The sequence below is a fragment of the Pseudomonas sp. B19125 genome (assembly GCF_044218855.1).
GTDB lineage: Bacteria > Pseudomonadota > Gammaproteobacteria > Pseudomonadales > Pseudomonadaceae > Aquipseudomonas > Aquipseudomonas edaphica.
Genome location: NZ_CP162589.1, coordinates 1,540,230 through 1,563,261, shown reverse-complemented (window position 1 = coordinate 1,563,261; position 23,032 = coordinate 1,540,230). Strand labels below are relative to the sequence as shown.

At 60.0% G+C, this 23,032-nt stretch carries 21 protein-coding genes; 16 read left to right on the top strand and 5 right to left on the bottom strand.

All coding sequences use genetic code 11. From position 1 onward, the window contains the following. The first annotated feature begins 157 nt into the window (after nt 1-157). The 3 genes from AB4P96_RS07110 (at nt 158) to AB4P96_RS07100 (ending at nt 4,131) form a co-directional block, all read left to right on the top strand. Nucleotides 158-1,426 (top strand): exo-alpha-sialidase, encoded by a 1,269-nt coding sequence (locus AB4P96_RS07110; RefSeq protein ID WP_176992555.1) that lies wholly within the window; start codon nt 158-160, stop codon nt 1,424-1,426. Further along, complete coding sequence (locus AB4P96_RS07105; RefSeq protein ID WP_395600631.1) at nt 1,426-2,037, top strand: hypothetical protein; 612 nt, start codon at nt 1,426-1,428, stop codon at nt 2,035-2,037. Before AB4P96_RS07110 ends, AB4P96_RS07105 begins: the two co-directional genes overlap by 1 nt. 72 nt (nt 2,038-2,109) lie before the next feature. After that, nucleotides 2,110-4,131 carry an LTA synthase family protein gene (locus AB4P96_RS07100; RefSeq protein ID WP_169988403.1) on the top strand — a complete coding sequence of 674 codons (2,022 nt, stop codon included), beginning with the start codon at nt 2,110-2,112 and terminating at the stop codon, nt 4,129-4,131. Here AB4P96_RS07100 and AB4P96_RS07095 read toward each other — a convergent pair whose 3' ends face one another. Next, a complete protein-coding gene (locus AB4P96_RS07095) occupies nt 4,132-4,506 on the bottom strand; it encodes a cytochrome c family protein (RefSeq protein ID WP_169988406.1) in 375 nt (124 codons plus the stop codon). 181 nt (nt 4,507-4,687) lie between these two features. Here AB4P96_RS07095 and AB4P96_RS07090 point away from each other — a divergent pair, with 181 nt between their 5' ends. From AB4P96_RS07090 to AB4P96_RS07055, 8 genes are all read left to right on the top strand, one after another. After that, nucleotides 4,688-5,068 carry a response regulator gene (locus tag AB4P96_RS07090; RefSeq protein ID WP_017135414.1) on the top strand — a complete coding sequence of 127 codons (381 nt, stop codon included), beginning with the start codon at nt 4,688-4,690 and terminating at the stop codon, nt 5,066-5,068. A 194-nt stretch (nt 5,069-5,262) separates the two neighbouring features. After that, entirely contained in the window at nt 5,263-5,877 is a 615-nt protein-coding gene (locus tag AB4P96_RS07085) for a biliverdin-producing heme oxygenase (RefSeq protein ID WP_169988409.1), read from the top strand. Further along, nucleotides 5,874-8,102 (top strand): ATP-binding protein, encoded by a 2,229-nt coding sequence (locus AB4P96_RS07080; RefSeq protein WP_169988411.1) that lies wholly within the window; start codon nt 5,874-5,876, stop codon nt 8,100-8,102. Before AB4P96_RS07085 ends, AB4P96_RS07080 begins: the two co-directional genes overlap by 4 nt. A 142-nt stretch (nt 8,103-8,244) precedes the next feature. Further along, complete coding sequence (locus tag AB4P96_RS07075; RefSeq protein ID WP_017135411.1) at nt 8,245-8,442, top strand: hypothetical protein; 198 nt, start codon at nt 8,245-8,247, stop codon at nt 8,440-8,442. A 108-nt stretch (nt 8,443-8,550) separates the two neighbouring features. Further along, nucleotides 8,551-10,449, top strand: coding sequence for an alkaline phosphatase D family protein (locus AB4P96_RS07070; RefSeq protein ID WP_395600630.1), 1,899 nt, complete (start codon nt 8,551-8,553; stop codon nt 10,447-10,449). Nucleotides 10,450-10,640: 191 nt separating this feature from the next. Beyond that, nucleotides 10,641-10,982 carry a type II toxin-antitoxin system RelE/ParE family toxin gene (locus AB4P96_RS07065; RefSeq protein ID WP_017135409.1) on the top strand — a complete coding sequence of 114 codons (342 nt, stop codon included), beginning with the start codon at nt 10,641-10,643 and terminating at the stop codon, nt 10,980-10,982. 10 nt (nt 10,983-10,992) lie between these two features. Continuing rightward, nucleotides 10,993-11,301: an XRE family transcriptional regulator gene (locus AB4P96_RS07060; RefSeq protein WP_017135408.1), complete on the top strand. Its 309-nt coding sequence runs from the start codon at nt 10,993-10,995 to the stop codon at nt 11,299-11,301. 190 nt (nt 11,302-11,491) lie between these two features. Next, entirely contained in the window at nt 11,492-12,505 is a 1,014-nt protein-coding gene (locus AB4P96_RS07055) for a sensor domain-containing diguanylate cyclase (protein WP_026013556.1), read from the top strand. Nucleotides 12,506-12,548: 43 nt separating this feature from the next. Here the strand turns inward: AB4P96_RS07055 and AB4P96_RS07050 are convergent, their stop codons facing one another. Next, nucleotides 12,549-13,565 carry an amino acid ABC transporter substrate-binding protein gene (locus AB4P96_RS07050; protein ID WP_026013555.1) on the bottom strand — a complete coding sequence of 339 codons (1,017 nt, stop codon included), beginning with the start codon at nt 13,563-13,565 and terminating at the stop codon, nt 12,549-12,551. A 223-nt stretch (nt 13,566-13,788) separates the two neighbouring features. Between AB4P96_RS07050 and AB4P96_RS07045 the strand changes: the two genes are divergently transcribed. Then, complete coding sequence (locus tag AB4P96_RS07045) at nt 13,789-15,039, top strand: aspartate aminotransferase family protein (RefSeq protein WP_395600629.1); 1,251 nt, start codon at nt 13,789-13,791, stop codon at nt 15,037-15,039. Here the strand turns inward: AB4P96_RS07045 and AB4P96_RS07040 are convergent. Further along, nucleotides 15,036-17,051, bottom strand: a complete 2,016-nt coding sequence (locus tag AB4P96_RS07040; protein WP_176992550.1) for a c-type cytochrome — start codon at nt 17,049-17,051, stop codon at nt 15,036-15,038. The genes AB4P96_RS07045 and AB4P96_RS07040 overlap by 4 nt on opposite strands. Nucleotides 17,052-17,250: 199 nt before the next feature. Here AB4P96_RS07040 and AB4P96_RS07035 point away from each other — a divergent pair, with 199 nt between their 5' ends. Both AB4P96_RS07035 and AB4P96_RS07030 read left to right on the top strand, forming a co-directional pair. Beyond that, nucleotides 17,251-17,754, top strand: coding sequence for a DUF6622 family protein (locus tag AB4P96_RS07035; RefSeq protein WP_017135404.1), 504 nt, complete (start codon nt 17,251-17,253; stop codon nt 17,752-17,754). Nucleotides 17,755-17,825: 71 nt separating this feature from the next. After that, the gene (locus tag AB4P96_RS07030) at nt 17,826-18,545 is read left to right on the top strand and encodes a hypothetical protein (protein ID WP_017135403.1); all 720 of its coding nucleotides are present in this window, start codon (nt 17,826-17,828) and stop codon (nt 18,543-18,545) included. Nucleotides 18,546-18,662: 117 nt separating this feature from the next. On the opposite strand, the gene AB4P96_RS07025 is transcribed toward AB4P96_RS07030, so the two are convergent. After that, entirely contained in the window at nt 18,663-19,742 is a 1,080-nt protein-coding gene (locus AB4P96_RS07025; RefSeq protein WP_176992549.1) for a pyridoxal phosphate-dependent aminotransferase, read from the bottom strand. Nucleotides 19,743-19,838: 96 nt separating this feature from the next. Next, nucleotides 19,839-21,194, bottom strand: a complete 1,356-nt coding sequence (gene glyA / locus AB4P96_RS07020) for a serine hydroxymethyltransferase (RefSeq protein ID WP_176992548.1) — start codon at nt 21,192-21,194, stop codon at nt 19,839-19,841. 274 nt (nt 21,195-21,468) lie between these two features. On the opposite strand from glyA, the gene AB4P96_RS07015 reads away from it, so the two are divergent. Both AB4P96_RS07015 and AB4P96_RS07010 read left to right on the top strand, forming a co-directional pair. Further along, entirely contained in the window at nt 21,469-22,074 is a 606-nt protein-coding gene (locus tag AB4P96_RS07015; RefSeq protein ID WP_017135066.1) for a helix-turn-helix transcriptional regulator, read from the top strand. Further along, complete coding sequence (locus AB4P96_RS07010) at nt 22,061-22,939, top strand: queuosine precursor transporter (RefSeq protein WP_017135067.1); 879 nt, start codon at nt 22,061-22,063, stop codon at nt 22,937-22,939. Before AB4P96_RS07015 ends, AB4P96_RS07010 begins: the two co-directional genes overlap by 14 nt. Nucleotides 22,940-23,032: the final 93 nt, after the last annotated feature.

The following is a 23,032-nucleotide window of genomic DNA, read 5'->3' as shown; positions in this document are numbered from 1 at the left end:
AGATGTTACGGCTCGTTGCCAACTAAGGTTGCGCTAAGGTTGGTTTTGCACTGTGCCGGCAGGTACGGGACCACCTGTCGTTATGCACGCTCACCGGCCGCAGGAAGCGCCTGCCGGGTGAACGTGCGCCGTCATCCTTTCTTCTCACAGGTTCCCTATGCGCTGTGCCCTACTGATCTTCAGCCTGCTAGGCGTCTTTATCGCCGCCTGGCTGAGCCATCCGCCCCACGTGCTGGCACCGTTTGCCCAGGCGAACCCGAGCCCGGCGAAGGTGGCGGCAGCCCCGCAATACAACAGCCGTTTTGTGTCCTCACAGCTCACCGACTTTGTGCACTCCTCCTCCGTGACCGCCCTGCCCGGCGGCGACTTGATGGCTGTGTGGTTTGCCGGCTCCCGCGAAGGCGCCGCCGATGTGCAGGTGCGCACGGCGCGGTTTGATGCACGCAGTGGCGAATGGGGCGGCGAGCAGGTGTTGGCCACGCGGGAAAGCACACGCGACGGCACCCAGCGTTACATTCGCAAGCTGGGCAACCCAGTGATTGCCCTGGGGCCGGATAAACGCCTGTGGATGTTTTACGTGTCAGTGTCAGTCGGCGGCTGGGCCACCAGTGCGATCAACGTGATGGTCTCCGATGACCTCGGCGCGAACTGGTCGGCGCCTCGGCAATTGGTGACGTCGCCGTTTTTTAATATCAGCACCTTGGTGCGCGCCGCACCGGTGTTCCATGCCGATGGCTCCATCGGGTTGCCGGTGTATCACGAGTTCATGGGCAAGTTTGCCGAGTACCTGTACTTGAGTGCCGACGGCGCGGTGATCGACAAATTCCGCATCAGCCGCGGCAAACATTCGCTGCAGCCGACCATCGTGGCGCAGGACGGCCAGCGAGCCGTGGCGATGCTGCGCTACGCCGGTGAAACCCATCACCGCGTGCTCGCCAGCCGCACCGAGGATGCCGGGCAAACCTGGAGCGAGCCGTTCCCGCTGGCGCCGGCCAACCCCAATTCATCGCTGGCGGCTGTGGGTACTGAAGACGACGGTCTACTCGTCGCCCTTAACGACCTGCAAGACGGCCGCTTCAAGCTCAGCCTCTACGGCACCGACGCGCAGATGACGCAATGGCGCACGGTAGTGCAATTGGACCAGTCGCCGGACCCGCTCGGTCAACCGTTCTCCCCCCAGGCTTATAAAGAAATCATCGGCGAAGGCTTCCGTACCTCCAGCGGTGCCAAGCGTCTGCCGTTGGAGCAGCGCTTTCTGAGCAACCTGGATTACCGCGTGTGCAAACCCCGTGGCTGTGATTTCGAATACGAATACCCGTACTTCAGTCGCAGCCCGGACGGCATGTACCACTTGGTGTACTCGTGGAATAACACCTTTATCAAACATGTCAGCTTCAACGAAGCCTGGCTGGCGGAGCGCTTGTGATGATGGCGTTGTGGCAAGCCCATTTGAGTTTTGTATTGCTGGGGTTTGTGCTGCTCAGCACGTTCCGATTTACCGCGCCGTGGCGGCCATGGTTGTTGCCGGTGTTGGTGGCGTTGAGCTTTATCCCGGTGAATGAGCTGCCGTTGGCGGCGTATGTGCGCAGCTTTACCGATGACCTGGCGATCAGCACCTTGGTGTTGTTGGCGTGGGTGGCGGTGTGCCGGTTGGGGCTGGTGCAGCCGCTTGGCCGGCCACATCAGGTGCAACTGCTGGTTCTGTTTGGCGGGCTGTGCCTGCTGTTGTACCCGGCGGCGATGGGGCTGACGTATTTCGACCCGTACCGCTGGGGGTTTAACCCTCGGCCGATGATTGTATTGGTAGGTGCGCTGGCACTGTTGATGTTGGCGCTGCGCAACAGGTTGGCCGTGTGGATGCTGGCGGTGGGCACGTTGGCGTTTGCGCTGCGGCTCAAGGCATCGGAGAACTATTGGGATTACCTGGTCGACCCGCTGTTGATGGGCTACTGCCTGGTAGCTGGATTAATGCAACTCAAACTGTGGGAGCTGGCTTGCCTGCGAATGCGCCGCCTCAGGCAGTACATCAGCCACTGACACACCGCTATCGCAGGCAAGCCAGCTCCCACAGTGGGTCTGCGTCGTTTTTTGAAATGGGGAAGGTTAACGATGACTGCGTTGCAATCACGCCGCCTGCGCTACGGCGTGGGCGCGATCGGGTTGGTGTTTGTGCTGCTGGCGGCGTTGCGGCTGGTGTTTTTAATCAGCTTTTCCGGCCTGGATTTAAACACCGAGGGCTTGCTGGAAACCCTCGGCATCGGCCTGCGTTTCGACCTGCGCCTGGCGGTGTTGCTCCTGCTACCCGTGGCCGTGCTCGCCTGGCTACCGCGCTGGAACCTTATCACCCTGCCCGCCCTGCGCTGGCTGGCACGCGGCTATCTGGTGATTGCACTGGCGGTGGTGGGTCTCATCTACATCATCGACTTCGGCCACTACGCCTACCTCGGTGTGCGCATCAACGCGACGGTGCTGCGCTATCTGCAAGACGCGCAGATTTCTCAACAGATGGTGTGGGAAACCTACCCGGTGCTGTGGATAACTGCCTGTTGGTTGGCGGCGGTGGTTGTGTGGGTGTGGGCACTGGTGTGCCTGGAGCGATTGACTCTGGATCGCGCCCCCAAAAGCATCGGCACACCCACAGCGGCTTTAGTGTCCGTGATTGGCGTGATCGCCGTGCTGCTGGCCTTGCTCGGCCGCGTGGCTAATCTCAACCTGGAAAACCCGGTGCCGTTGCGCTGGAGCGATGCGTTCTTCTCCGGCAACAGCCAGGTCGCCGCCGTGGGCCTGAACCCGGTGCTGTTTTTGTACGACACGCTCAAGGTTGGCCAGTCGCAATTCGATGAAACCCAGGTGCGCACGCATTACCCACAAGTGGCCGAGTACCTGGGCGTTGACCAGCCTGACGCGCAACAGCTGAACTTCATCCGCGAACAAGGCGTGCAGCCCTACAAGCTGGCAGGCCAGCGCCCGCCCAACGTGGTCTTCGTCATGCTCGAATCCCTGGGCACCAGTGCGGTCGGCGCCTATGGCAACCCGCTGAACCCCACGCCAAACCTGGACAAGCTGGCGACGCAAAGCTGGTTCTTCAAACACTTCTATGTGCCCGTCACCGGTACCGCCAAAACCGTGTGGGCGAGCATCACCGGCGTGCCCGACGTGACCCGCCAGGAGACCGCCACGCGCAACCCGCTGATCACGCGGCAACACACGTTGATCAACGCCTTCGAGGGTTACCAGAAGTTCTACATGATCGGCGGCAACGCTGGCTGGGCGAATATCAACGCGCTGATCCGCCAGAGCATCGACGGCGTGCAGCTGTTTGACGAAAGCCACTGGCGTTCGCCCCGCGTGGACGTGTGGGGCATCTCTGACCTGGACCTGTTCAAGGAAGGCGACCAACTGCTGCGCGCCGTGCCCAACGGCCAGCCGTTCTTTGCCTACCTGCAAACTTCCGGCAACCATCGGCCGTTCACCATTCCCAAGCAAAATGATGGTTTCCAACTCAACAACGTAACTCTGGAACAAGTCCAGGCTGCCGGTTCGCGCAGTGTCGAGCAATACAACGCAGTGCGCCTGCTGGATTACAACATCGGCCGCCTGATGGACATCGCCAAGGCCGGTGGCTGGTACGACAACAGCATTTTTGTGTTCTTCGGCGACCACAACACACGCATCAGCCAGATCCCGCACATGGCGCCAGCTTTTGAGCAACTGGGCCTGGAAAGCAACAACGTGCCACTGCTGATCCACGCGCCGGGGCTTGAGCCACGCGTTATTGACGAGGCCGTGGGGTTGGCGGACTTACTGCCAACCGTGGCCGGCATGGCGGGCGTGCCGTTTCGCAACGGCGCGATGGGCCGCGATATCCAGCAGCCGGCGCCGGAAGGCGAACGTGTGGTGCCACTGGTGCTACACGAAGGCACCTTCCCGATTATCGGCGGTGTAACCCAGCACTTCCTGTTGCAAATGCAGCACGACGGCGGCTCACCAACCCTGCACGACCTGGCTTCGCAAACACCGCGCGAAGATGTAGCCGAGCAGCATCCCGAAGAGTTTCAGCGCCTGCAGGGGCTGACCCGTGGGCTGCATGAAAGTGCGCGGTTGATGCTGTTCAGGAACGTACGCGAATGATTACTTGGGTTGGAAGGTTTCCAGGTAGGCCAGGATGTTTTCGATCTTTTCCGGGTCGCTGATACCCCAGAAGATCATGCGCGTACCGCTCACCACCTTCTTCGGCGCTTCGATATAGGCCGCGAGTTTGTCGCGGGTCCAGACCACGCCGGAGTTTTTCATTGCGTCGGAGTACTGATAGTCCGTGGTGGTGCCGGCAGGTCGACCGATGATGCCGTTAAGCTCAGGCCCGAAGCCACCGCGTGCGCCTTCACCGATGCTGTGGCAGCCGCCGCAGGTTTTACTGAACAGTTTGCCGCCCGCCTCGGCATCGCCGGCCGCCAAGGCCGGGGTGGTGTTGAGGACCAGGGCGAGGGTCAGTAAGGTGTACTTCATGCAAGTCTCCACAGCAGGCAACGGTGCGCCAATTATGCCTGTATCCACCTTGCCGTGCCGCTGCGGACAACCCCACGCGACCGCTCTAAAACGACCACCCATCGTTTAAAAAACATCCAATCGAACCTATTCAGCCAGCGCCTACTCCATCCTACTGAACCCTGATGGTGGAGTAAGGATCATGGCTCAGCCATCGATTTTGGTATTGGAAGACGACGAAATCATTCGTGCGTTAATGGTGGATGTATTGGAGGACTTCGGGGCTCATGTGACGTCGTTTCCTTCGGCGGATGAAGGCATGATTTACCTGGAGCGCGGCGATGATCCGGTAGACCTGATCGTCAGTGATATCCAGATGCCGGGGTTACTCAATGGCTATGACTTGAGCAAAGTGGTCGCGCATCGCTGGCCGTCGGTGCCGGTGGTGCTGACCTCGGGCAATACCAAGCTGGCGGCGCAACTCGGCGGCTCTGTACGTTTTTTACCCAAGCCCTGGAGTGCAGAGCACTTGGTTGAGTGCGTGCAAACCGCACTGACCCAGCAAGGCGCCTCCATGCACTAATAGCGTCGCGACATCACTTAAACCGAACTTGCTGCAGTGCCCTGTGGTCATTTATTACGCAAGGAGCGACTTTTCTGATCCGCCGGTCAGGCTTTTCGCCTTGTGCGTACAGTTGACGGCAATGACTTGTGTAGAATCGTCGCCCATTTCACGCGTCATTCATGGCCTTAAGGCCCACAGTTCGAGCTTATTGAATGCATTCACAGGCCCATGACGTTAGTGCGCCCTCATTGCTGGAAGCGTTGCGCACAGGCACGGGTTTGCTGCATGTGGCGTTGGAAAAGCGCTTGCCGTTTTTCTCCGATCAGTTGGATGCTGGCGGGTATCGGCGCTTGCTCCAGGCGTACTACGGGTTTTATGGGCCGATGGAAGCAGCGCTGTACGCCAGTGGCTTGATCCCCGACGGGTATGACGCTGTACTGCGTGTGAAAACCCCCACACTGCTGGGCGATTTGCGCGCCCTTGGCTTGAATGATAACGCCATCAACGCCTTGCCCCGCTGCACCGAACACCCGACCTTCGACACCCCCGCGGCCTGCCTCGGTGCCCTGTATGTACTGGAAGGCGCCACCCTGGGCGGCCAAGTGCTGCGCCGGGAAATGGCCCGGCGCCTGGACATACACGCCGATAACGGCGGAGCGTTCCTTGATGTATACGGCGCCGAAACCGGTCGACGCTGGAAAGACTTTCTCGATTACCTGGGCCGCCTGCCGCTGGATGCTGACGCAAAACAGCGCGCGGTCGATGCGGCCCGCTCCACATTCAGTGGCTTCGAGCATTGGCTCGCCCGCCAGGAGGTACTGCTATGAAACCCGACGATTTTGAAGAGCTGCTTGCCAACTGTGCCGACGAACCGATTCGCTTCCCGGGCGCGATCCAGCCCCACGGTGTGCTGTTGACGTTGTCGGAGCCTGAGCTGCGCATCACTCAGGTCAGCGCCAACGTGGCCAGCCTGTTCGGCCACGCACCCGAAGCGCTGTTGGGCCAACCGCTGCACCAGTTAATTGGCGTTGAACCTGCCCAAGCCGTGCAATCGATCGCCGAAAACAACGCGTTTCTCGACGCGCCGGCGCTGCACGTCACGCTCAATGGTGCGCCATTTGAAGGCTTGCTGCATCGCCATCAAAACGTGCTGGTGCTGGAATTTGAGCCGCGCCTTGAAGATTTCAAACCTCGCGCCCTGAATGGTCGCACCAGTGACCTGGGCAAGATGCTGCAACGCTTGCAGTCGGCGAAAACCCTGCAAGCGCTGTACGAGATCAGCGTGACTGAAATCCAGGCCATGACCGGTTACGACCGGGTGCTGATCTATCGCTTCGAAGAAGAAGGCCACGGCCAGGTGATTGCCGAAGCGTCGGCGCCGTCCATGGAGCTGTTCAACGGGCTGTTCTTCCCCGCGTCCGACATTCCCGAGCAGGCCCGCGAGCTGTACCGCACCAACTGGCTGCGCATCATCCCGAACGCTGCCTACGAGCCGGTGCCGCTGCTGCCCAAGCTGCGTCCGGGCACTGACCAGCCGCTGGACTTGAGCTTTGCCACCTTGCGCAGCGTGTCGCCGATTCACTGCCAATACATGCAGAACATGGGCGTGCTGTCGTCCATGAGCATCTCGTTGATGGCCGGCGACAAGCTATGGGGCTTGATCAGTTGCGGCAACCGCGAGCCCTTGCTGGTGCCCAACGACCTGCGTGTTGCTTGCCAGACCATCGGCCAGGTGCTGTCGCTGCAGATCAGCGCCATGGAAGCCCTGGACTTGAGCCGCCAGCGCGAAGAAAAAGTCGAGGCCCTGGCATTGCTGGACCGCGCGATGAAAGCCTCGGAGCAAAACGTCTTCGATGGCCTGGCCCAGCAGCCGCAGGTGCTGATGGACCTGACCCTGTCGGGCGGCGTGGCGATCATCGAAGACAAACAACTGCACCGTTACGGCAATTGCCCCGAGCCTGCGCAGATCCGTGCGCTGCACAAATGGCTGCAAGAAAGCGACGAGCCGGTGTTTTCCAGTCACAACCTGGCCTCGGTATACCCGCCTGCCGCCGAGTTCCAGCAAGTGGCCAGTGGCGTTCTGGCCATGAGCCTGCCCAAGCCTGTGGATAACGGCGTGTTGTGGTTTCGCCCGGAAGTCAAAGAGAACATCAACTGGAGCGGTGACCCGAACAAGCCGCTGAACCTGGAAACCTCCGACGCCGGTTTGCGCCTGCGCCCACGCACCTCGTTTGAAATCTGGAAAGTCGAGATGGCCGGTATCTCCACCAAGTGGAGCCACGGCGACCGGTTTGCCGCCAACGACCTGCGCCGTTCCGCCCTGGAAAATGACCTGGCCCGCCAAGTGTTGCGCGAGCAGCAAGCCGTGCGCGCCCGTGATGAACTGGTGGCGGTGGTGTCCCACGACCTGCGCAACCCGATGACGGTCATCTCGATGCTCTGCGGCATGATGCAGAAAGCCTTCAGCTCCGACGGCCCACATACCTCACGGCGAATTTCCTCGGCCATCGACACCATGCAACAGGCCGCCGGGCGTATGAATGTGCTGCTGGAAGACCTGCTCGACACCTCGAAAATCGAGGCCGGGCGTTATGTGGTCAAGCCGGTGTCGTTGGACGTCAGCCAGATGTTCGAAGAGGCCTATTCGCTGCTCGCACCGTTGGCGATGGAGAAAGGCATCGACTTGTCGTTCAACGCCGAGCCCGGCCTGCTGATCCATGCCGACCCGGAGCGCCTGTTCCAGGTGCTGTCGAACCTGATCGGCAATGCCATCAAGTTCACCCCGCGCCAGGGCAATATCGGCATCAGCGCCATGAGCAATGGTGAAGATATCGTGTTTTCGGTGCGCGACTCCGGCGAAGGCATTGCGCCTGAGCAGTTGCCCCATGTGTTTGATCGCTACTGGACCCAGACCGAAAACAACCCCACCGGCAGCGGCTTGGGGCTGTATATCACCCAAGGTATCGTGCAGGCCCACGGCGGGCGGATTGAGGCTGAGAGTGAGTTGGGGCGTGGCAGTGAGTTCAGGTTTACGGTACCCAAGTCTGTCTGAAACGCATTCAGTCCTACGGATATTAAACATGCAGAAACCCATGGCCGGGAACGTTAACCCGGCCAGTGCCACTGAGTGGGTGCGCAGTCAAAGGGAGTATTGATGCGAGAACATCCCTCCAATTGAGCAAGAGGTTTTTCCCATGAGTATCGTCCACATGCTGCCCGGCTTTCAGTTCAACATAGCTTTCCAACTGGCCAACCAAATGGCTGAAATCGCCACCCGGTCCGCTGAAAAGCCCTCACGTCCTGACAGTAACCCCATGATGCAAAACGCACCGCCCAAGCCCAAGCCTTATCGAACGTCCCTGGAATCCCTGGGACAAGGCCATCTGCTCTAACACAACAAGGGTAATCGGCTGCAAGGTATCTGCGGCACGCCTTTAACAAAACGCTGACATCCTCTGCGTTACCCTTTTAAGTCCTACCTTGTATGAGCTGCTTGCTTCATGCCGCCATCCGACACACTGCCCGCCGTCATTGCCGGCCCACTGCTCAGGCGCCTGGAACCCCAGCGTCTGGTGATCTGGCTGGTGGGCAGCCGTGTCCTGCCATTGTGCTTAAAGCTGCAAGTGCCTCAAGGCCAAACGCTGACGATCGATCTGGACACCCAGCAGTGCCAAGTCGTGCCCGTTGGGCGCCACGCCTTTATCCACCTGATCGACGTTTCCCTGAGCGAAGCCCTGCCGCTGGACGTGAGCATCGACTACGACCTGCTGGTCGACGGCTGTGGCATTGCGCAATGGGCGCCGCACCTGCTGTATGCCGATGCTCCATCGGCGAATTTCGTAGTGCATAGCCGCATCCACCAGTTGGTGCATGGTTCCTGCCGCAAACCCCATCACCACGCCGATGACGGTTTGCTGTGCGTCGACCGCCTGCTGGCTGACGCGCGCACACCGGCCGAGCGCCCGGCGCTGCTGATGATGAGCGGTGACCAGGTCTACGCCGATGATGTGGCCGGCCCCATGCTGCGCGCGATTCATGCGCTTATCGCACGCCTGGCGTTGTTCGACGAATACCTGGAAGGCGCCGTGGTGGATGACAGCGCCAGCCTCTACGGGCATCGCGCCAGCTATTACCACCGCGCAGATCTGCTGCCCGCACTGGACAGCAACGAGACCCTGCGCGAACGGTTTTTCGGCGGTGTGAAAAAACCGATCTTTACCAGCAGCACCGCCGACAACCACCTGGTGACCTTTGCCGAAGTACTGGCGATGTACCTGTTGGTATGGTCGCCCACGCCCTGGACGTTGATCACGCCACAGCCGCCATCATTAAGCACGCCGGAACACCTGCGCTACGACCACGAACAAGTGCAGGTCGATCGGTTCCGTGATGGCTTGCCCGGCGTTGCGCGGGTCTTCGCGCACCTGTCGACGCTGATGATTTTTGACGATCACGACATCACCGACGACTGGAACCTCAGCGCGCAATGGGAGGCCACCGCCTACGGCCATCCATTCTCCAAACGCATCATCGACAATGCCCTGCTCGCTTATATGCTGTGCCAGGGCTGGGGCAACCAGCCAGATGTGTTTGGCAAACTGTTGGAACACACCCAGGCGCTGACCGCCAACGTTCAAGACAACCACTTGCACGCCAGTGCCCACGATGAATTAGTGCAAACCCTGCTGAAATTCCAGCACTGGCATTACGTGCTGCCCACCACGCCCGCACTGGTGGTGCTCGACACTCGCACCCGGCGCTGGCGCAGTGAGTTTGCGCTCAAGCAACCTTCCGGCCTGCTGGACTGGGAAGCGTTGAGCGAACTGCAGCAGGCCCTGCTGGACCACCCGTCGGCCATCATCGTGTCGCCCGCGCCGATCTTCGGCGTCAAGCTGATCGAGACCGTGCAGAAGGTCTTCAGCTGGTGTGGCTACACACTGCTGGTAGACGCCGAAAACTGGATGGCCCATCGCGGCGCCGCCCAGGTGATCCTGAATATCTTCCGCCACTCGCGCACGCCAGGTAACTACGTGATCCTGTCGGGCGATGTGCACTACTCGTTCGTCTATGAAGTGCTGATTCGCCACCGCAGCGCCGGCCCAAAAATCTGGCAGATCACCAGCAGCGGCATCAAGAACCAATTCCCGGCGCGCTTGCTGGAATGGTTCGACCGCCTCAACCGCTGGCTCTACTCACCGCGCTCGCCCCTCAACGGTTTCACGCGCCGGCGCACCATGCAGGTAGTGCCGCATATCCCGGAACACGCCGAGGCGGGTGAACGGCTGTGGAATTCGGCGGGCATAGGCCAAGTGTTTTTCAATGAGCAGGGCCAGCCGGAGGGGATTTACCAGCACAACGCGGATGGCAAGCCGCGAACGCGCATGGTGGCGCCGAAGTGAGTTTTCTTACGCCTGGCAAACCAATCTCGCACATACCATTCAGAAAACTCACAACTCTTTATTTTTACTGATTTTTTTTGAAACGCTTCAACCTCAGCCACTCACAAAATAAGTGCCAGGCTCTGACCAATCTTCGCGAAAAGACCCTTCAATCGCTGATTGCCTTATGAACCTATTTTGGTGCACTCTCTGTGAACGACCTACCTCTCGTGTTGAACGTCGCATTTTACCGAACCGAGGCTGGCAACGAGCCCGTGCGTGAATGGCTGATGGAACTGCCCAGGGAATCAAAAAAGCTTATAGGCACTGACATAAAATCGGTCCAACTCGGATGGCCGCAAGGGATGCCGTTGGTTAGGAAGCTGGAGCATCGCCTTTGGGAGGTCCGAACCGATCTTGGTGAAAATGCTGCACGCGTCATTTTTACCTTGGTCGCCAGCCAGATGATTTTGCTGCACGGCTTTATTAAAAAGAGTCAGAAAACGCCTTCAGTCGACCTGAACACCGCCAGGCATCGCAAAAACAAGCTCTGAGGAACATTCCATGAATAAGCATATCGGCTCCAACTTTGATGATTTTCTCAGCGATGATGGGCTCATAGAAGAAGTCTCTGCCGGAGCGTTGAAGCGTGTTATTGCCTGGCAATTGGCAGAGGCGATGAAGGTGCAGAAGGTCAGCAAGAAAGCGCTGGCCGAACGTATGCATACCAGCCGCACCGCCGTCGATCGAGCGCTGGACCAAAACGACGCGGGCATGACGCTGTCCACCCTGGCCAGTGCGGCAAGGGCTCTGGGTCAACATGTCGAAATACGCCTCGTATCGAACACGCAAGCAAGGCCCGCCAGGGCGTGAAAGCTCGTGCCAGGCGAGCACAACGTATGTCGCCCCACCTGCTGATTAATGGCCTATCGCCACACCACTAAAGCAGCACACTCATCCTATTCAAAGCGTGCAAGCCGCGATGTAGAGTAACCTCAGCCACGGTGTACCGGCGTCAATGAAGACTGGCCTTGGAAGCCAGCACAGGCAGGGAAGTGCACAGATGAACGAGACATCCGGCAATAAACCGCTGCGCAATAACTTTTCCGAACTCAACGCCGACATGTTGCATGCGGTGATGGAACTGGTCAGCGACGGCATCTGGGACTGGAATGCCAACACGGGTTTCGTGTACCGCAGCCCCGGCTGGTACATGATGCTTGGCTACCCCCGCCACTCCCTGGAGAACAGCGTGTTCACCTGGGAGAACGTGATCCACTCCGAAGATTATCCACGCGTCATGGCCGTATTTGATGACTACATCAGCCAACGCGCGCCCCATTACCAGGCCGAGTATCGTTGCCGCAAGGCTGACGGCACTTACTTGTGGATCGAAGACCGTGGCTACGTCATTGCACGTAACCCCGACAATTCAGTGGCACGCATGGTCGGCGCACACCGCGATATCCATACACGCAAAATCTCCATCGAACAGCTGCAAAAGCGCAACCAGTCGCTGGAAGCGCTGGTGGCCGAACGCACCCTTGAGTTGTCACGGGTCAATCAGCAACTGCAAATGCAGTTGGACGAGAACCGCTCCCTGGCCGAACAGGATGCCCTGACACGCATCGCCAACCGTTATCGCCTGGAAAAGGTGCTGCTGGAGGAGTGCGACCGTGCCGAGCGCTTCCGCGTACCGCTGGCCTTGGTGGCCATGGATATCGACGACTTCAAGCCGATCAACGACAAACATGGTCATGGCGTCGGCGACCAGACCCTGGTGAGCGTGGTAGACAGCCTGGAAACCTGTATGCGCCAAGGCGACTTGCTCGCACGATGGGGTGGCGATGAGTTTATGGTGATCCTGCCCAAAAGCAGCTTGGACACCGCCAGGCAATTGGCCGAACGTATCCGTCAGGCCATCGCCGAGATGCCCGCCGTGGGCGACTTCAAAGTCACCCTGAGCCTGGGCGTGGTGGAGCGGCGAATGGGCGAAACGCCCGCCGCCTTGATGGCACGTGCCGATCAAGCACTGTACCGGTCCAAAGCGGCGGGCAAGGATGCGGTCTCGGAATGATGTGGGAGCTGGCGTGCCTGCTCCCACCTATCGTAGTGCTGAGTCAACGCACCGGCGGTGCGTACTGGATGCCGCCATTGCTCCACAACGCATTGAGCCCGCGCTTGATCTTCAGCACGCTGCCCTGGCCGATATTGCGTTCGAACACCTCATCGTAGTTGCCTACTTGCTTGACGATCTGCACCACCCAATCCTTGCGCAGCTTCAGGTCTTTGCCGTAATCGCCGTCGGCCCCGAGCAGCCGCGCAACGTCGGGGTTCTGAGTGGACTTGGCCTGCGCCTCGACATTCTGCGAGGTGATGCCCATTTCTTCGGCATTGAGCATGGCAAACAGGGTCCACTTGACGATGCTGAACCACTCATCGTCGCCCTTGCGCACCAGCGGCCCCAACGGCTCTTTGGAGATCACCTCGGGCAGCACCACGAACTCATCCGGGTGGGCCATCTTGATGCGCTGGGCATACAGGCCCGACTGGTCGGTGGTGAGCACGTCGCAACGCCCGGCTTCCAGGCCCTTGGCGCTCTCGTCGGCGGTGTCGAAGGTGATCGGCGTGTACTTCATGCCGTGGGTACGAAAATAATCGGAAACGTTGAGTTCGGTGGTGGTGCCGGCCTGGATGCAGACGGTCGCGCCATCGAGTTGCTTGGCGGCGGTCACGCCCAACTTGTTGTTGACCAGAAAGCCGATGCCGTCGTAATAGGTCACGCCGGTAAACACCAGGCCCATGCCGGAATCGCGGGAACTGGTCCAGGTGGTGTTGCGCGAAATCAAATCGATTTCGCCCGATTGCAGCGCGGTGAATCGCTCCTTGGCGGTCAACTGGGTGAACTTCACTTTTGACGCATCACCGAACACGGCGGCGGCGACGGCGTGGCACACATCAACATCGATGCCGGTCATCTTGCCCTGGCTGTCGGGCACGCCGAAGCCCGGCAGGCCGTCACTAACGCCGCACTGGATAAAGCCTTTTTTCTGGATAGCGTCCAGGGTCACGCCCGCGTGGGCACTGCCGGCAAGCGCCACGGCCGTGGCAGCGATAAGGGTTTTGAGGTGGTTCATGCGAGGCACTCCCTGTGAGTCTTTTATTATTCGGCGCCGCACTGCCCGCGCCGGTTTCTGAGGTTGCCCGGCAGTATTGTCAGGTTTGCAGCGTGGCCACAAACGACCTTTAGGCAACAGCTCCTTCCGATTTGGAATGACCCGGCGACTTTATTTCGTTTGCGGCAAGGCCGGCTGCGCAGCTTAGATAAATACACGCCCGCCATTGCCGAGTCCCCGATTCATGAGCCGCGAAAGCATCAGCCAGTCGATTTCCATCGTTCACCCCATCAGCCTCAGTCACGGTAAAAATGCCGAAGTCTGGGACACCACGGGCAAGCGCTATATCGATTTTGTCGGTGGCATTGGCGTGCTCAACCTCGGGCACTGTCACCCAGGCGTGGTGGAAGCGATTCGCGAACAAGCCACCCGGCTCACCCACTATGCCTTCAACGCCGCGCCGCATGCGCCCTACATCGAGCTGATGGATCGCCTTTGTGCGTTTATCCCGGTGGATTACGCGGTAAGCGGCATGCTCACCAACAGCGGCGCGGAAGCGGCGGAAAACGCCTTGAAAATCGTGCGCGGCGCCACCGGCCGCACGGCGGTGATCGCCTTTGACGGCGCCTTCCACGGCCGCACCCTGGCCACCCTCAACCTCAATGGCAAGGTGGCGCCCTACAAGCAAAAGGTCGGCGTGCTACCCGGCCCGGTGTATCACCTGCCCTACCCCAGCGCCGATAACGGTGTGACCTGCGCCGAAGCCCTGAAGGCCATGGACCGTCTGTTCAGCGTGGAAATCGACGTCAACGATGTGGCCTGTTTCATCATCGAGCCGGTGCAGGGCGAAGGCGGCTTTCTGGCCCTGGACATCGAGTTCGCCCAGGCCCTGCGCCGCTTCTGTGATGAGAAGAACATCCTGCTGATTGCCGATGAAATCCAGTCCGGCTTCGGGCGTACCGGCCAGCGTTTTGCCTTCTCGCGCCTGGGCATCGAGCCGGATCTGATCCTGCTCGGCAAAAGCATCGCCGGTGGCGTGCCATTGGGCGCGGTGGTCGGGCGCAAGGCGCTGCTCGACAACTTGCCCAAAGGCGGCCTCGGTGGCACCTATTCCGGAAACCCAATTGCCTGCGCGGCTGCTTTGGCAACATTGGATGCGATGACCGACGCGCAATTGAAAACCTGGGGGTCACAGCAGGAAGCCGCCATCGTTCGCCGTTATGCCGCCTGGCGCGAGCAACAGCTGTCGCCCTATCTGGGCCGCCTGACCGGCGTGGGTGCCATGCGCGGCATCGAGCTGGCCCATGCCGACGGCACGCCCGCTCCCCAGCAACTGACCCAACTGCTCAGCCTGGCACGCGATGCCGGCTTGCTGCTGATGCCCAGCGGCAAGTCGCGGCATATCATCCGCCTGCTGGCACCGCTGACCACCGAGCCTGCGGTGCTGGAGCAAGGCCTGGATATTCTCGAGGCCTGCCTTAAGCAGTTGAACTAGTAGCGCGCATCCACGGGCTTGCCGCCGTTGGGCCAGTCTCTGACCTTGTCCGGAAAATCCGGGCGCGGTTGGCCAGAGAAATACGCCGCCACATCCACCGCTTCCTGGTCCGACAAACCGCCCTGCCCCAGCGGGAATTTTTCGTGGAAGCCGATCGGCATGTTGCGTTTCACAAACGCCGCCGCGGTGTAAGGCCGTGCCATACCGGCGCCGATGTTGAACGACTGCTCGCCCCACAATGGCGGGTACACCAGCTCGCCGTCGGCACGCGCCAGGCCTTGGCCGTTATCGCCATGGCACACCGCGCATTGCTTGGCATACACCTGCTTGCCGTTGTCCAGGTCCGGCTTGATCGCCGGGTCGATCTTGCCCACGCCACGCCCGGCGACTTTATCTTCAGGGCGGGTGTTGTTTTTCATCCAGTCAAAGTAGGCGACCATCGCCTGCATATCCGCCGACTGCGGCGCCAGCGGCTTGCCGTTCATGGAACGGCGGAAACAGCCATTGATGCGCTCCTCCAGCGTCACCACCTTGCCCGCACGCGGCGCGTAACTGGGGAAGAACGCCGACACACCCACAAACGGCGAACCATCCGCCACGGTGCCGGCGTTGAGATGGCAACTAGCGCAGTTGAGCGAATTGCCGACGTTATCCGGCAGCAGCGCCTTGGTTTGCAGGTGCAGGCGCATGCCGCGAATAACCTGGTCGGCGTTGGGTGCGGCGAGCAAATTCGCCAGCCTTGGGGTTTCGAAGGCTGACGAATCGGTGGTGGCGGGGTTGAGCTGATCGCGCTGGGTTTTCACCTGGGCGGCGCTGATTGGCGTGCCAGCGTTGCCCCAACTGGTGCGCACGAAGGTCAGGATCTCGGCGATTTCCTGATCGGCCAGCCGGCTGAAACCGGGCATGGTGTAGACCCTTGGGTGGGCGGCGGTTTGCGCGGTTTCCCAGCCGGTCAGGGTGATATGCAACAGCGACGTCGGGTTGTTCGAGGCAATGCTCGGGTTACCGGCCAAAGGTGGAAACAGGCCTTTTACGCCAGCGCCGTCACTGCGGTGGCAATCACTGCAAAACTGCATATAGCCCAGGCCGCCACGGCTGGTGAACAGGTCGGCTGGCGGTGCGGCCGGTGCTTGGGCGACCGCTGGCATTGGCAGATCATCTTTACCGGGCGGCAGGGATTTGAGGTAACTGGCGATGGCCGTGAGGTCGTCAACACTGAAGTGCTGGGTGCTGTGGTGGATCACATCGGCCATGTTGCCAGCGACCGTGGCAAAGCGGTTCTGCCCGGTCTTGAGCAGTTGCACGGTGTCTGGCACCGTCCACAGGTTGCGCAGGCTCAGGGCGCGCCAGTGCTCGACGGTTTCACCGGCCAGGTAATGCCGGCCGCTGCGGCCCGCATCGCTCATGGCTTTTTCCTGGAAGGCGATGCCCCGTGGCGTGTGGCACGAGCCGCAATGCCCCAGGCCCTGGACCAGGTAGGCACCACGGTTGAGCACCCCGCTACGCTGCGGGTCAGGTTGGAACGGTTGCTTGTCGAGAAAGGCAACATTCCACAGCGCCAGGCCCCAGCGCTGATTGAACGGGAAGCCCATGTCCGCCTCAAGGTTGGCCTGTTGCACCGGCTCCACGCCTTGCATCAGGTAGGCGTACAGGGCGCGCATGTCCTCTGCGCTCATCTTCGCGTAGGACGGATACGGCATCGCCGGGTAAAGGTTGATGCCCGCCGGCGTCACGCCTTCACGCATCACCTTGTCGAACTGCTCGAAGCTGTAATTACCGATACCAGTGTCGCGGTCCGGCGTGATGTTGCTCGAATAGATCATGCCCATCGGCGTGCTCAACTCCAGCCCGCCGGCCATCACCTGGCCTTGCCTGGCGGTATGGCAAGCGATGCAGTCGCCCAGTTGGGCCACGTATTGACCCTGCTCGATTTGGGTTGGGGCGGCGTGCAGAGGTAGCGCAAGACACAGCGTCGCCCCCAGCAAGGCCAGGCGGGACAATGAAAAGGCCATTGCATTAATCCTTTAATAACCTGGCGTGGAGTAGCCCCCTCGGCGCAGGCCAGCGGTTGTTTTTATGGGTTCATCAGGCCTTTGTGTTGTAACGGGTTTTGCCGTGGAGGGTGTTGATGTGAGTCAGCGCCAAATCGATGGACAAAACGATGATGGCTCAACGACTATCAGCGCTTCCCGCCCCCGCAAGGACGCACCCATGCTCGATATCCTCCAAGGCACGCCCCTGTGGGTATACGCCATCTACCTGTGGATTTGTTATTACGGCATCAAGGCCTGCATGGGCGGGCGTGAGAATCGCCGCTCGCTGCTGATTTTGCCGGTGGTGCTGGTGGTGTGGTCGCTGATGTCGCTGGCGCCCTCGATCCTGTCGAGCGGCGCCTGGGTCGCGGGTGCGCTCGCGGGCAGCCTGCTGGGGATGTTGCTGTTCAACGCCGACGGCGCCCGGCTCGATGCCAATGGCGAAACGCTGGTGCTGGCGGGTACCTGGAAAACCCTGTTGATCTCGCAGCTGTTCTTTGCGGTGAAATACTACTTCGGCTATCAGCAGGCCGTGCATCCGTTGCTGTTGAGCACGCCTGAGATGTTGCTGGCCGTAGGCGGTGTGTCGGGGTTTACCGTTGGTCTGTTCTGCGGGCGGGCCGATCGATTGCAGCGGGCGCTGAGCGCCTTGCGCCGCGATAAGGGCAGTGTGCTGCCTTGACCTGACCTGCGTGGCCGCCGAAAATGCGCGACGCTTTTTTGTCCCCCGTTTACTGAAGTAGTGAAATTTCAATGCCTGATTCTTACACCGAACACGCCGCCGAAGAATCCGTAGTCGCCCTGCACTCGAAGGCCGAATACGAAAACGCCATCAATCTTTCACAGCATGTGCCTGCGGCCAAGATCATCAGCGAGATGGTGCTGGACGCGTTCCACACCTCCAAGGAAAGCGACCAGATCCGTGAACTGCGCGTGGCCATTCGCCAGGCCCATGACGCTTTCGACGACGACAAGGCCTACGACCTGATGGGCCAGCTCAAGCAACTCAAGGATGCCGAAGCGGCCGACAACATCGCCCTGGAAGACTTGAGCAGTAAGTTCTCGATCAGCCGCATCCTCTCCAGTTTCAAGGACGACCCCGAGTTCCAGGAGCTGGTCTACGGCCTGGCCCTCAAGGTGCTGAACCAGTCTCACCAGGCCATCAGCAACCCAAGCGCCGGTAAGGGCAAGGCTGCACGGGCCAAGAAAGAAGCCGAAGTGTTTGTGATCAGCAAGGATGGCATCAGCGTCACCCTGCCGCTGCGCACGCCGCGCTCCAAGCTCAACGTTGACCGTGAGGCATTCGAGTTTTTAGGCTTCAGCTTTGTGGGTGAAGGTGATGAGGCTGAGCTTGAAACCGAGAGCTTTGTGGATAACGCCGGCGCCGAGCAGCCGTTGAGCCGCAAGAGTGTGATTACTGCGCTGCAGCAGCAGACGGCGTTTGATGGGTACAGCATCGCGCAGCAGCAGTAACGCATTGCTCAAAAGGTGGGAGCTGGCTTGCCTGCGATAGCATCACCTCGGTTTGCCTGATAGACCGAGGTGCTGCTATCGCAGGCAAGCCAGCTCCCACATGGGTTTTGTGTTGCTTTAAAGACTCGCGAACACCTCGCGAAACCGCGCCATCTCCTGTTTGTTGCCCACCGTCACCCGCACCCACTGCGGCCAATCCTTCCACACCCGCCCGACCAATACGCCCTGTGCAGCCAGCTTCTCGATCACCTGTTCTGCAGGTTGTTTCACGTTAATCATGAAGCAATTGCTTTGCGACGCGGTGCAGGTAAAACCCCGCGCCTTGAGCCAGGCCACGGTTTCGTCACGCAGTTGGGCATTGAGCGCCTTGCGTTGCGGCACCAGCTTGAGGTCTTCCAGGCTCGCCCGAGCACCGAGTAACGTGGACGCCGCCGGCACATTATCGCCACCAAACACCGCCAGCCGTTCCAGCAACACCGGGTGGCCGATCGCCAGGCCCAGGCGCGCACCGGCCATGCCGTAGATTTTCGAGAAGGTGCGCAGCACCAGTAAGTCGTCGTGATCCTTGACCCAACTCACGCAGCTTTGTGCGTCGCAGAAGTCGATGTAGGCCTCGTCCACCACCAGCACGCAGCCTTTGGGTTTGTTCGCCAGCGCCTGGCGGATCGCTTCGGTGGGTGTCAGGGTGCCGGTCGGGTTGTTGGGGTTGCACAGGTACAGCATGCCCGCCTGAGGGTCGGCGGCAAGCATGGCCGGCACGTCATGGGCGTGGTCGGCATTGAGGCTCACTTCGTACACCGGCGCCTTCCATGACTCGGCGGCCTGACGCGGTACTTCATAGGACGGCGTGGCCATCACCAGACCACGGGCCTGACTGGTAAACGCCAGCACCGCGTAGCGCAGGGCGGCCATGGAGCCGGCAAATACAGCGACCTGTTCTTCGACAAGCCCCTGCGATTTGGCGAACTGTTCGGCCAAGCCGTACATGTAACCATAGGGGTACAGCCCGGAGAGGCCGATGCCACGCTGCATCGCCTCGCGGGCGGAGGCTGATGGGCCGTAGGGGCTTTCGTTGTAATTGAGGCGCACCGTGTCCGCCGGGGCCGGTGGCGGGCTGGCGACCGCCCAGTCCAGGCGGCCCAGCACCGGCAGGGCCGCGCCAAAGGCGAGAAGAGACCGACGACTTACGCTGAACATGGCGCGACTCCTTGTAGACGGGTGATGGTTTCTCACGGTTCGTACAAAGAAGTATGACGAGAAGGCGCTCAGCTGATTTAGCCACCTGCGCCGTGATCAACCCTCCAGGTAGTCGGCGATCGGGTAGTTCATGCACAGGGCCTCTACCGCTGTGCGCACCTGCTCGCGCACCTCAGGCTCAAGCCGATAGTCCTGTTCGCCCAGCGGGGTGACGTTTTCCAACACCCGGCACACCAGCGCAATCACCTGGCGGCAACCCTCGGCGTCGAGTTCGCGTTGCGCCATGCAGCCGGTGCCAATACACAAACCGCTGGTGACCAACTTCGAGCGTGTCTCGCCCGGTACGCGGTGCTTGCTTACCACAATGGCGCAAGACTCCAGGGCCGCCTCGGCGATGGCGCCGGTCATGGCGCCCGGCAACCGGATCAGTACCGTATGGTTGTCACTGCGCCCGCCCACCACGTCGTAACCCTGGGCCGCAAACGCACTGGCCACCTCATCGGCAAGCGCACGGCCACGCCCCATACAGGCATCAAACTCTGCTGACTTCGCGTACCCGAAGGCAGCCGCTTTTGCCGCGATCATATTCACCGCCGGCGCCCCTTGCATACGCGGGAACACGGCTTGATCCAACACACGGCTGAACGTCGACCGCAGGCCAGGCACCTTGGCTTCGGCGTCGCGGCCGCACAGGATCAACCCGCCCCGTGGGCCGCCCAATTGCTTGTGCGTGCAGGTGATGGTGACGTGGGCGGCGTTGATCGGGCTCGGGTGGCGCCCCGTCACCACCAACCCGGCGATAGCGGAAATATCCGCCAAGAGGATGGCGCCCGCCTCGTCGGCAATTGCGCGAAACCGCTCAAAATCCACCACCCTTGAGTACGCACCCGCACCGCAAATAATGATGCGTGGGCGATGGGCCAGGGCCAGGCTGCGCACTTGCTCATAATCGATAAGGCCATCGTCGGTGGTGCCGTAGCGGATAGCCTTGTAATAGGCCCCGGTGAACACCGCCGGGCTGCCATGGGTGAGTTCGCCGCCATGGTCGTGGGCCATGCCCAGTAGCGTATCGCCCGGCTCAAGCAGCGCCGAAAGCACTTGGGATATGGCATTGGACGCCGAATGAGGCTGCACGCCGGCGTAATGTGCATCGAACAACTCCCGAGCCCTGCGGATGGCCAGGGACTCCACTAAATCGACATTTTCGCAGCCGGTGCGATAGCGTTTGCCGGGCGTGCCTTCGGCGCTCACGTTGACCAGTGCTGAGGCGCAGGCCACCAGAGTGCGGGGCTTGACCGCGCAGGAAGAAGCCACCAATGAGAGGGTGCGATGCTGGCGAGTGACTTCAGCATCCAGCAGGCTGGCGAGTTCGAAGTCTTCTGCGCGCAGATCCGCCAGGCCACGACGCAGCAGGTCGGCCTGGTCTTTCAGAGGTACGGTATTGAATGCCATCAGTGCGGGTCCCTTCCTGGGCGTTGCGTGCCGGTCCGTCCTGAACCGAGAGGATCAATTAAACAGGAAATTAAACATTTTCCAAATCAAATGTTCATTTTCCAGACTCCAGCCCCATCAAAAGCACGCCCGCAGCGCATCCGGACTTTATTGTTAGGGCCGACGCATGCAACACTCCCGCCGCCGCAAAACCACAAGCGCCCCCGGAACGGGCACTCCCTGCTGTGGTTGCGCAAACAACGGACGTTAACGACTAAAAGGAAGTGGTGAGCACGTGATACACAGACGCGAAAAAACCGAGCACTTGAAGAGCAACATCAAGTACTTGATCAAAAGCCGCGGCGAGACGCAGCTGTCGCTATCGAATGCCGCCGGCCTGACCAGGACCACCATCTACAACATCCTGGAAGGCAAGGTCGTCAACGTGCAGCAGTCCACTGTCCGCAAGATCTCGGACTTCTTCGGTGTTTCCTACGATGAAATCGAGACCCTTGATTTTGAAGCCAAGGAAATCATCGAGAGCAGTGTTTCCCCACAGGGCAACATGAACCCGGCCGCCGTGCCGGTGCTCAAGGAAAGCCTGGTGATCCAGAACCTGGACAAGCGCATTGGCGAGTTGGCCACCCTGTATCCGCTGACCTACTACTTCGGCTCTTCCTACAACCTGATCGGTGTGCGCCTGGAACGTGGCATTCCCGGTATCAACGAGCCGGGCGATTTGCTCATCGTGCAAAAAGGCACGTCAACGCTGGGCAAAGAAAAGCTGGTGTACGACCGGGCCATCCAAAAGATGTTTATCACCCTTGAAGCCTGCGCTGGCTCAGAGCGCCTGTGTGTAATCGGCGACATCATTGAGGAGCGCTTCAATGACAACGTATGAAGCGGGCATCGAAAACAGCAAATACAAGCTGCTGGGCTTTGAGAATGACAAGCGCCTGGCGGTGATCATGGTGATCGCCACCGGCAAGGTCATCAAGATGAAGCTGAGCGAAGTCATCAACAGCGAAATAATGGACAACCTCAATAAAATGGAAGTTAAGAACATGTACAAGAAGTTTTATTCACAGGGAGGGACGCTGACGGCCTACGATATAAACGACCGCAACGAAAACTCCTGGATGATCTACATCATCCTGAACCTGTTGCTGTTCACGTTTTATATCTTCACCAGCATTGCCGCGACCAAGCCTATTTACCTGGAGTCGATGGGCATCATCGTCACGCCAGGCACGTTTCTGTACCCGCTGACGTTTTTGATCGTGGATTTGCTCAACGAGCAATTCGGCCTGCGGCTGGCCAGACGTGCCATTTTGTTTGCGTTCGCCAGTAACGCGATGATCATCATCCTGCTCTACGGCTCGACGTTTCTGCCAGGGCTGCCAGGCTGGAAACTCGATGGCCCTTACAACGATGTGATCATTCAGGTGTCCTCGGTACTGGTCGCGTCCTCGGTCTCGTTCCTGGTGTCGGAGAACATAAACTCCTACTTGCTGTGCAAGATCAAGGAACTGACCAACTCCAAATACCTGTACCTGCGGATTTTCCTCAGTACGTTCTTTGCGGTGATTATCGACAGTTTCCTGTTCTGCTTTATTGCGTTCTATGGCGCGATGCAGACCAGCGACATCTTGAGCATGATCTACGTGCAGATCGCGATCAAAGTCGGCTTTGCGTTTTTTAATATCCTGCCGGCCTATGGCGCGCGTGCGTTGTTCAAACGCTGGATTACCGGTAGCGCTGCCTGATGTAATGCGCTCTAAATGTGGGAGCTGGCTTGCCTGCGATGCAGACAACTCGGTATGTCAGTGACATTCAGTTGATGCTATCGCAGGCAAGCC

Bases quoted from the DNA above. Each gene is read 5' to 3' on its own strand.
- AB4P96_RS07055 (WP_026013556.1), top strand. From the start codon at position 11,492: ATGAACGAGACATCCGGCAATAAACCGCTGCGCAATAACTTTTCCGAA.
- AB4P96_RS07110 (WP_176992555.1), top strand. From the start codon at position 158: ATGCGCTGTGCCCTACTGATCTTCAGCCTGCTAGGCGTCTTTATCGCC.
- AB4P96_RS07100 (WP_169988403.1), top strand. From the start codon at position 2,110: ATGACTGCGTTGCAATCACGCCGCCTGCGCTACGGCGTGGGCGCGATC.
- AB4P96_RS07010 (WP_017135067.1), top strand. From the start codon at position 22,061: ATGACAACGTATGAAGCGGGCATCGAAAACAGCAAATACAAGCTGCTG.
- AB4P96_RS07050 (WP_026013555.1), bottom strand. From the start codon at position 13,565: ATGAACCACCTCAAAACCCTTATCGCTGCCACGGCCGTGGCGCTTGCC.
- AB4P96_RS07095 (WP_169988406.1), bottom strand. From the start codon at position 4,506: ATGAAGTACACCTTACTGACCCTCGCCCTGGTCCTCAACACCACCCCG.
- AB4P96_RS07075 (WP_017135411.1), top strand. From the start codon at position 8,245: ATGAGTATCGTCCACATGCTGCCCGGCTTTCAGTTCAACATAGCTTTC.
- AB4P96_RS07060 (WP_017135408.1), top strand. From the start codon at position 10,993: ATGAATAAGCATATCGGCTCCAACTTTGATGATTTTCTCAGCGATGAT.
- AB4P96_RS07090 (WP_017135414.1), top strand. From the start codon at position 4,688: ATGGCTCAGCCATCGATTTTGGTATTGGAAGACGACGAAATCATTCGT.
- AB4P96_RS07040 (WP_176992550.1), bottom strand. From the start codon at position 17,051: ATGGCCTTTTCATTGTCCCGCCTGGCCTTGCTGGGGGCGACGCTGTGT.
- AB4P96_RS07025 (WP_176992549.1), bottom strand. From the start codon at position 19,742: ATGTTCAGCGTAAGTCGTCGGTCTCTTCTCGCCTTTGGCGCGGCCCTG.
- AB4P96_RS07105 (WP_395600631.1), top strand. From the start codon at position 1,426: ATGATGGCGTTGTGGCAAGCCCATTTGAGTTTTGTATTGCTGGGGTTT.
- AB4P96_RS07030 (WP_017135403.1), top strand. From the start codon at position 17,826: ATGCCTGATTCTTACACCGAACACGCCGCCGAAGAATCCGTAGTCGCC.
- AB4P96_RS07070 (WP_395600630.1), top strand. From the start codon at position 8,551: ATGCCGCCATCCGACACACTGCCCGCCGTCATTGCCGGCCCACTGCTC.
- AB4P96_RS07085 (WP_169988409.1), top strand. From the start codon at position 5,263: ATGCATTCACAGGCCCATGACGTTAGTGCGCCCTCATTGCTGGAAGCG.
- AB4P96_RS07080 (WP_169988411.1), top strand. From the start codon at position 5,874: ATGAAACCCGACGATTTTGAAGAGCTGCTTGCCAACTGTGCCGACGAA.
- AB4P96_RS07045 (WP_395600629.1), top strand. From the start codon at position 13,789: ATGAGCCGCGAAAGCATCAGCCAGTCGATTTCCATCGTTCACCCCATC.
- glyA (WP_176992548.1), bottom strand. From the start codon at position 21,194: ATGGCATTCAATACCGTACCTCTGAAAGACCAGGCCGACCTGCTGCGT.
- AB4P96_RS07035 (WP_017135404.1), top strand. From the start codon at position 17,251: ATGCTCGATATCCTCCAAGGCACGCCCCTGTGGGTATACGCCATCTAC.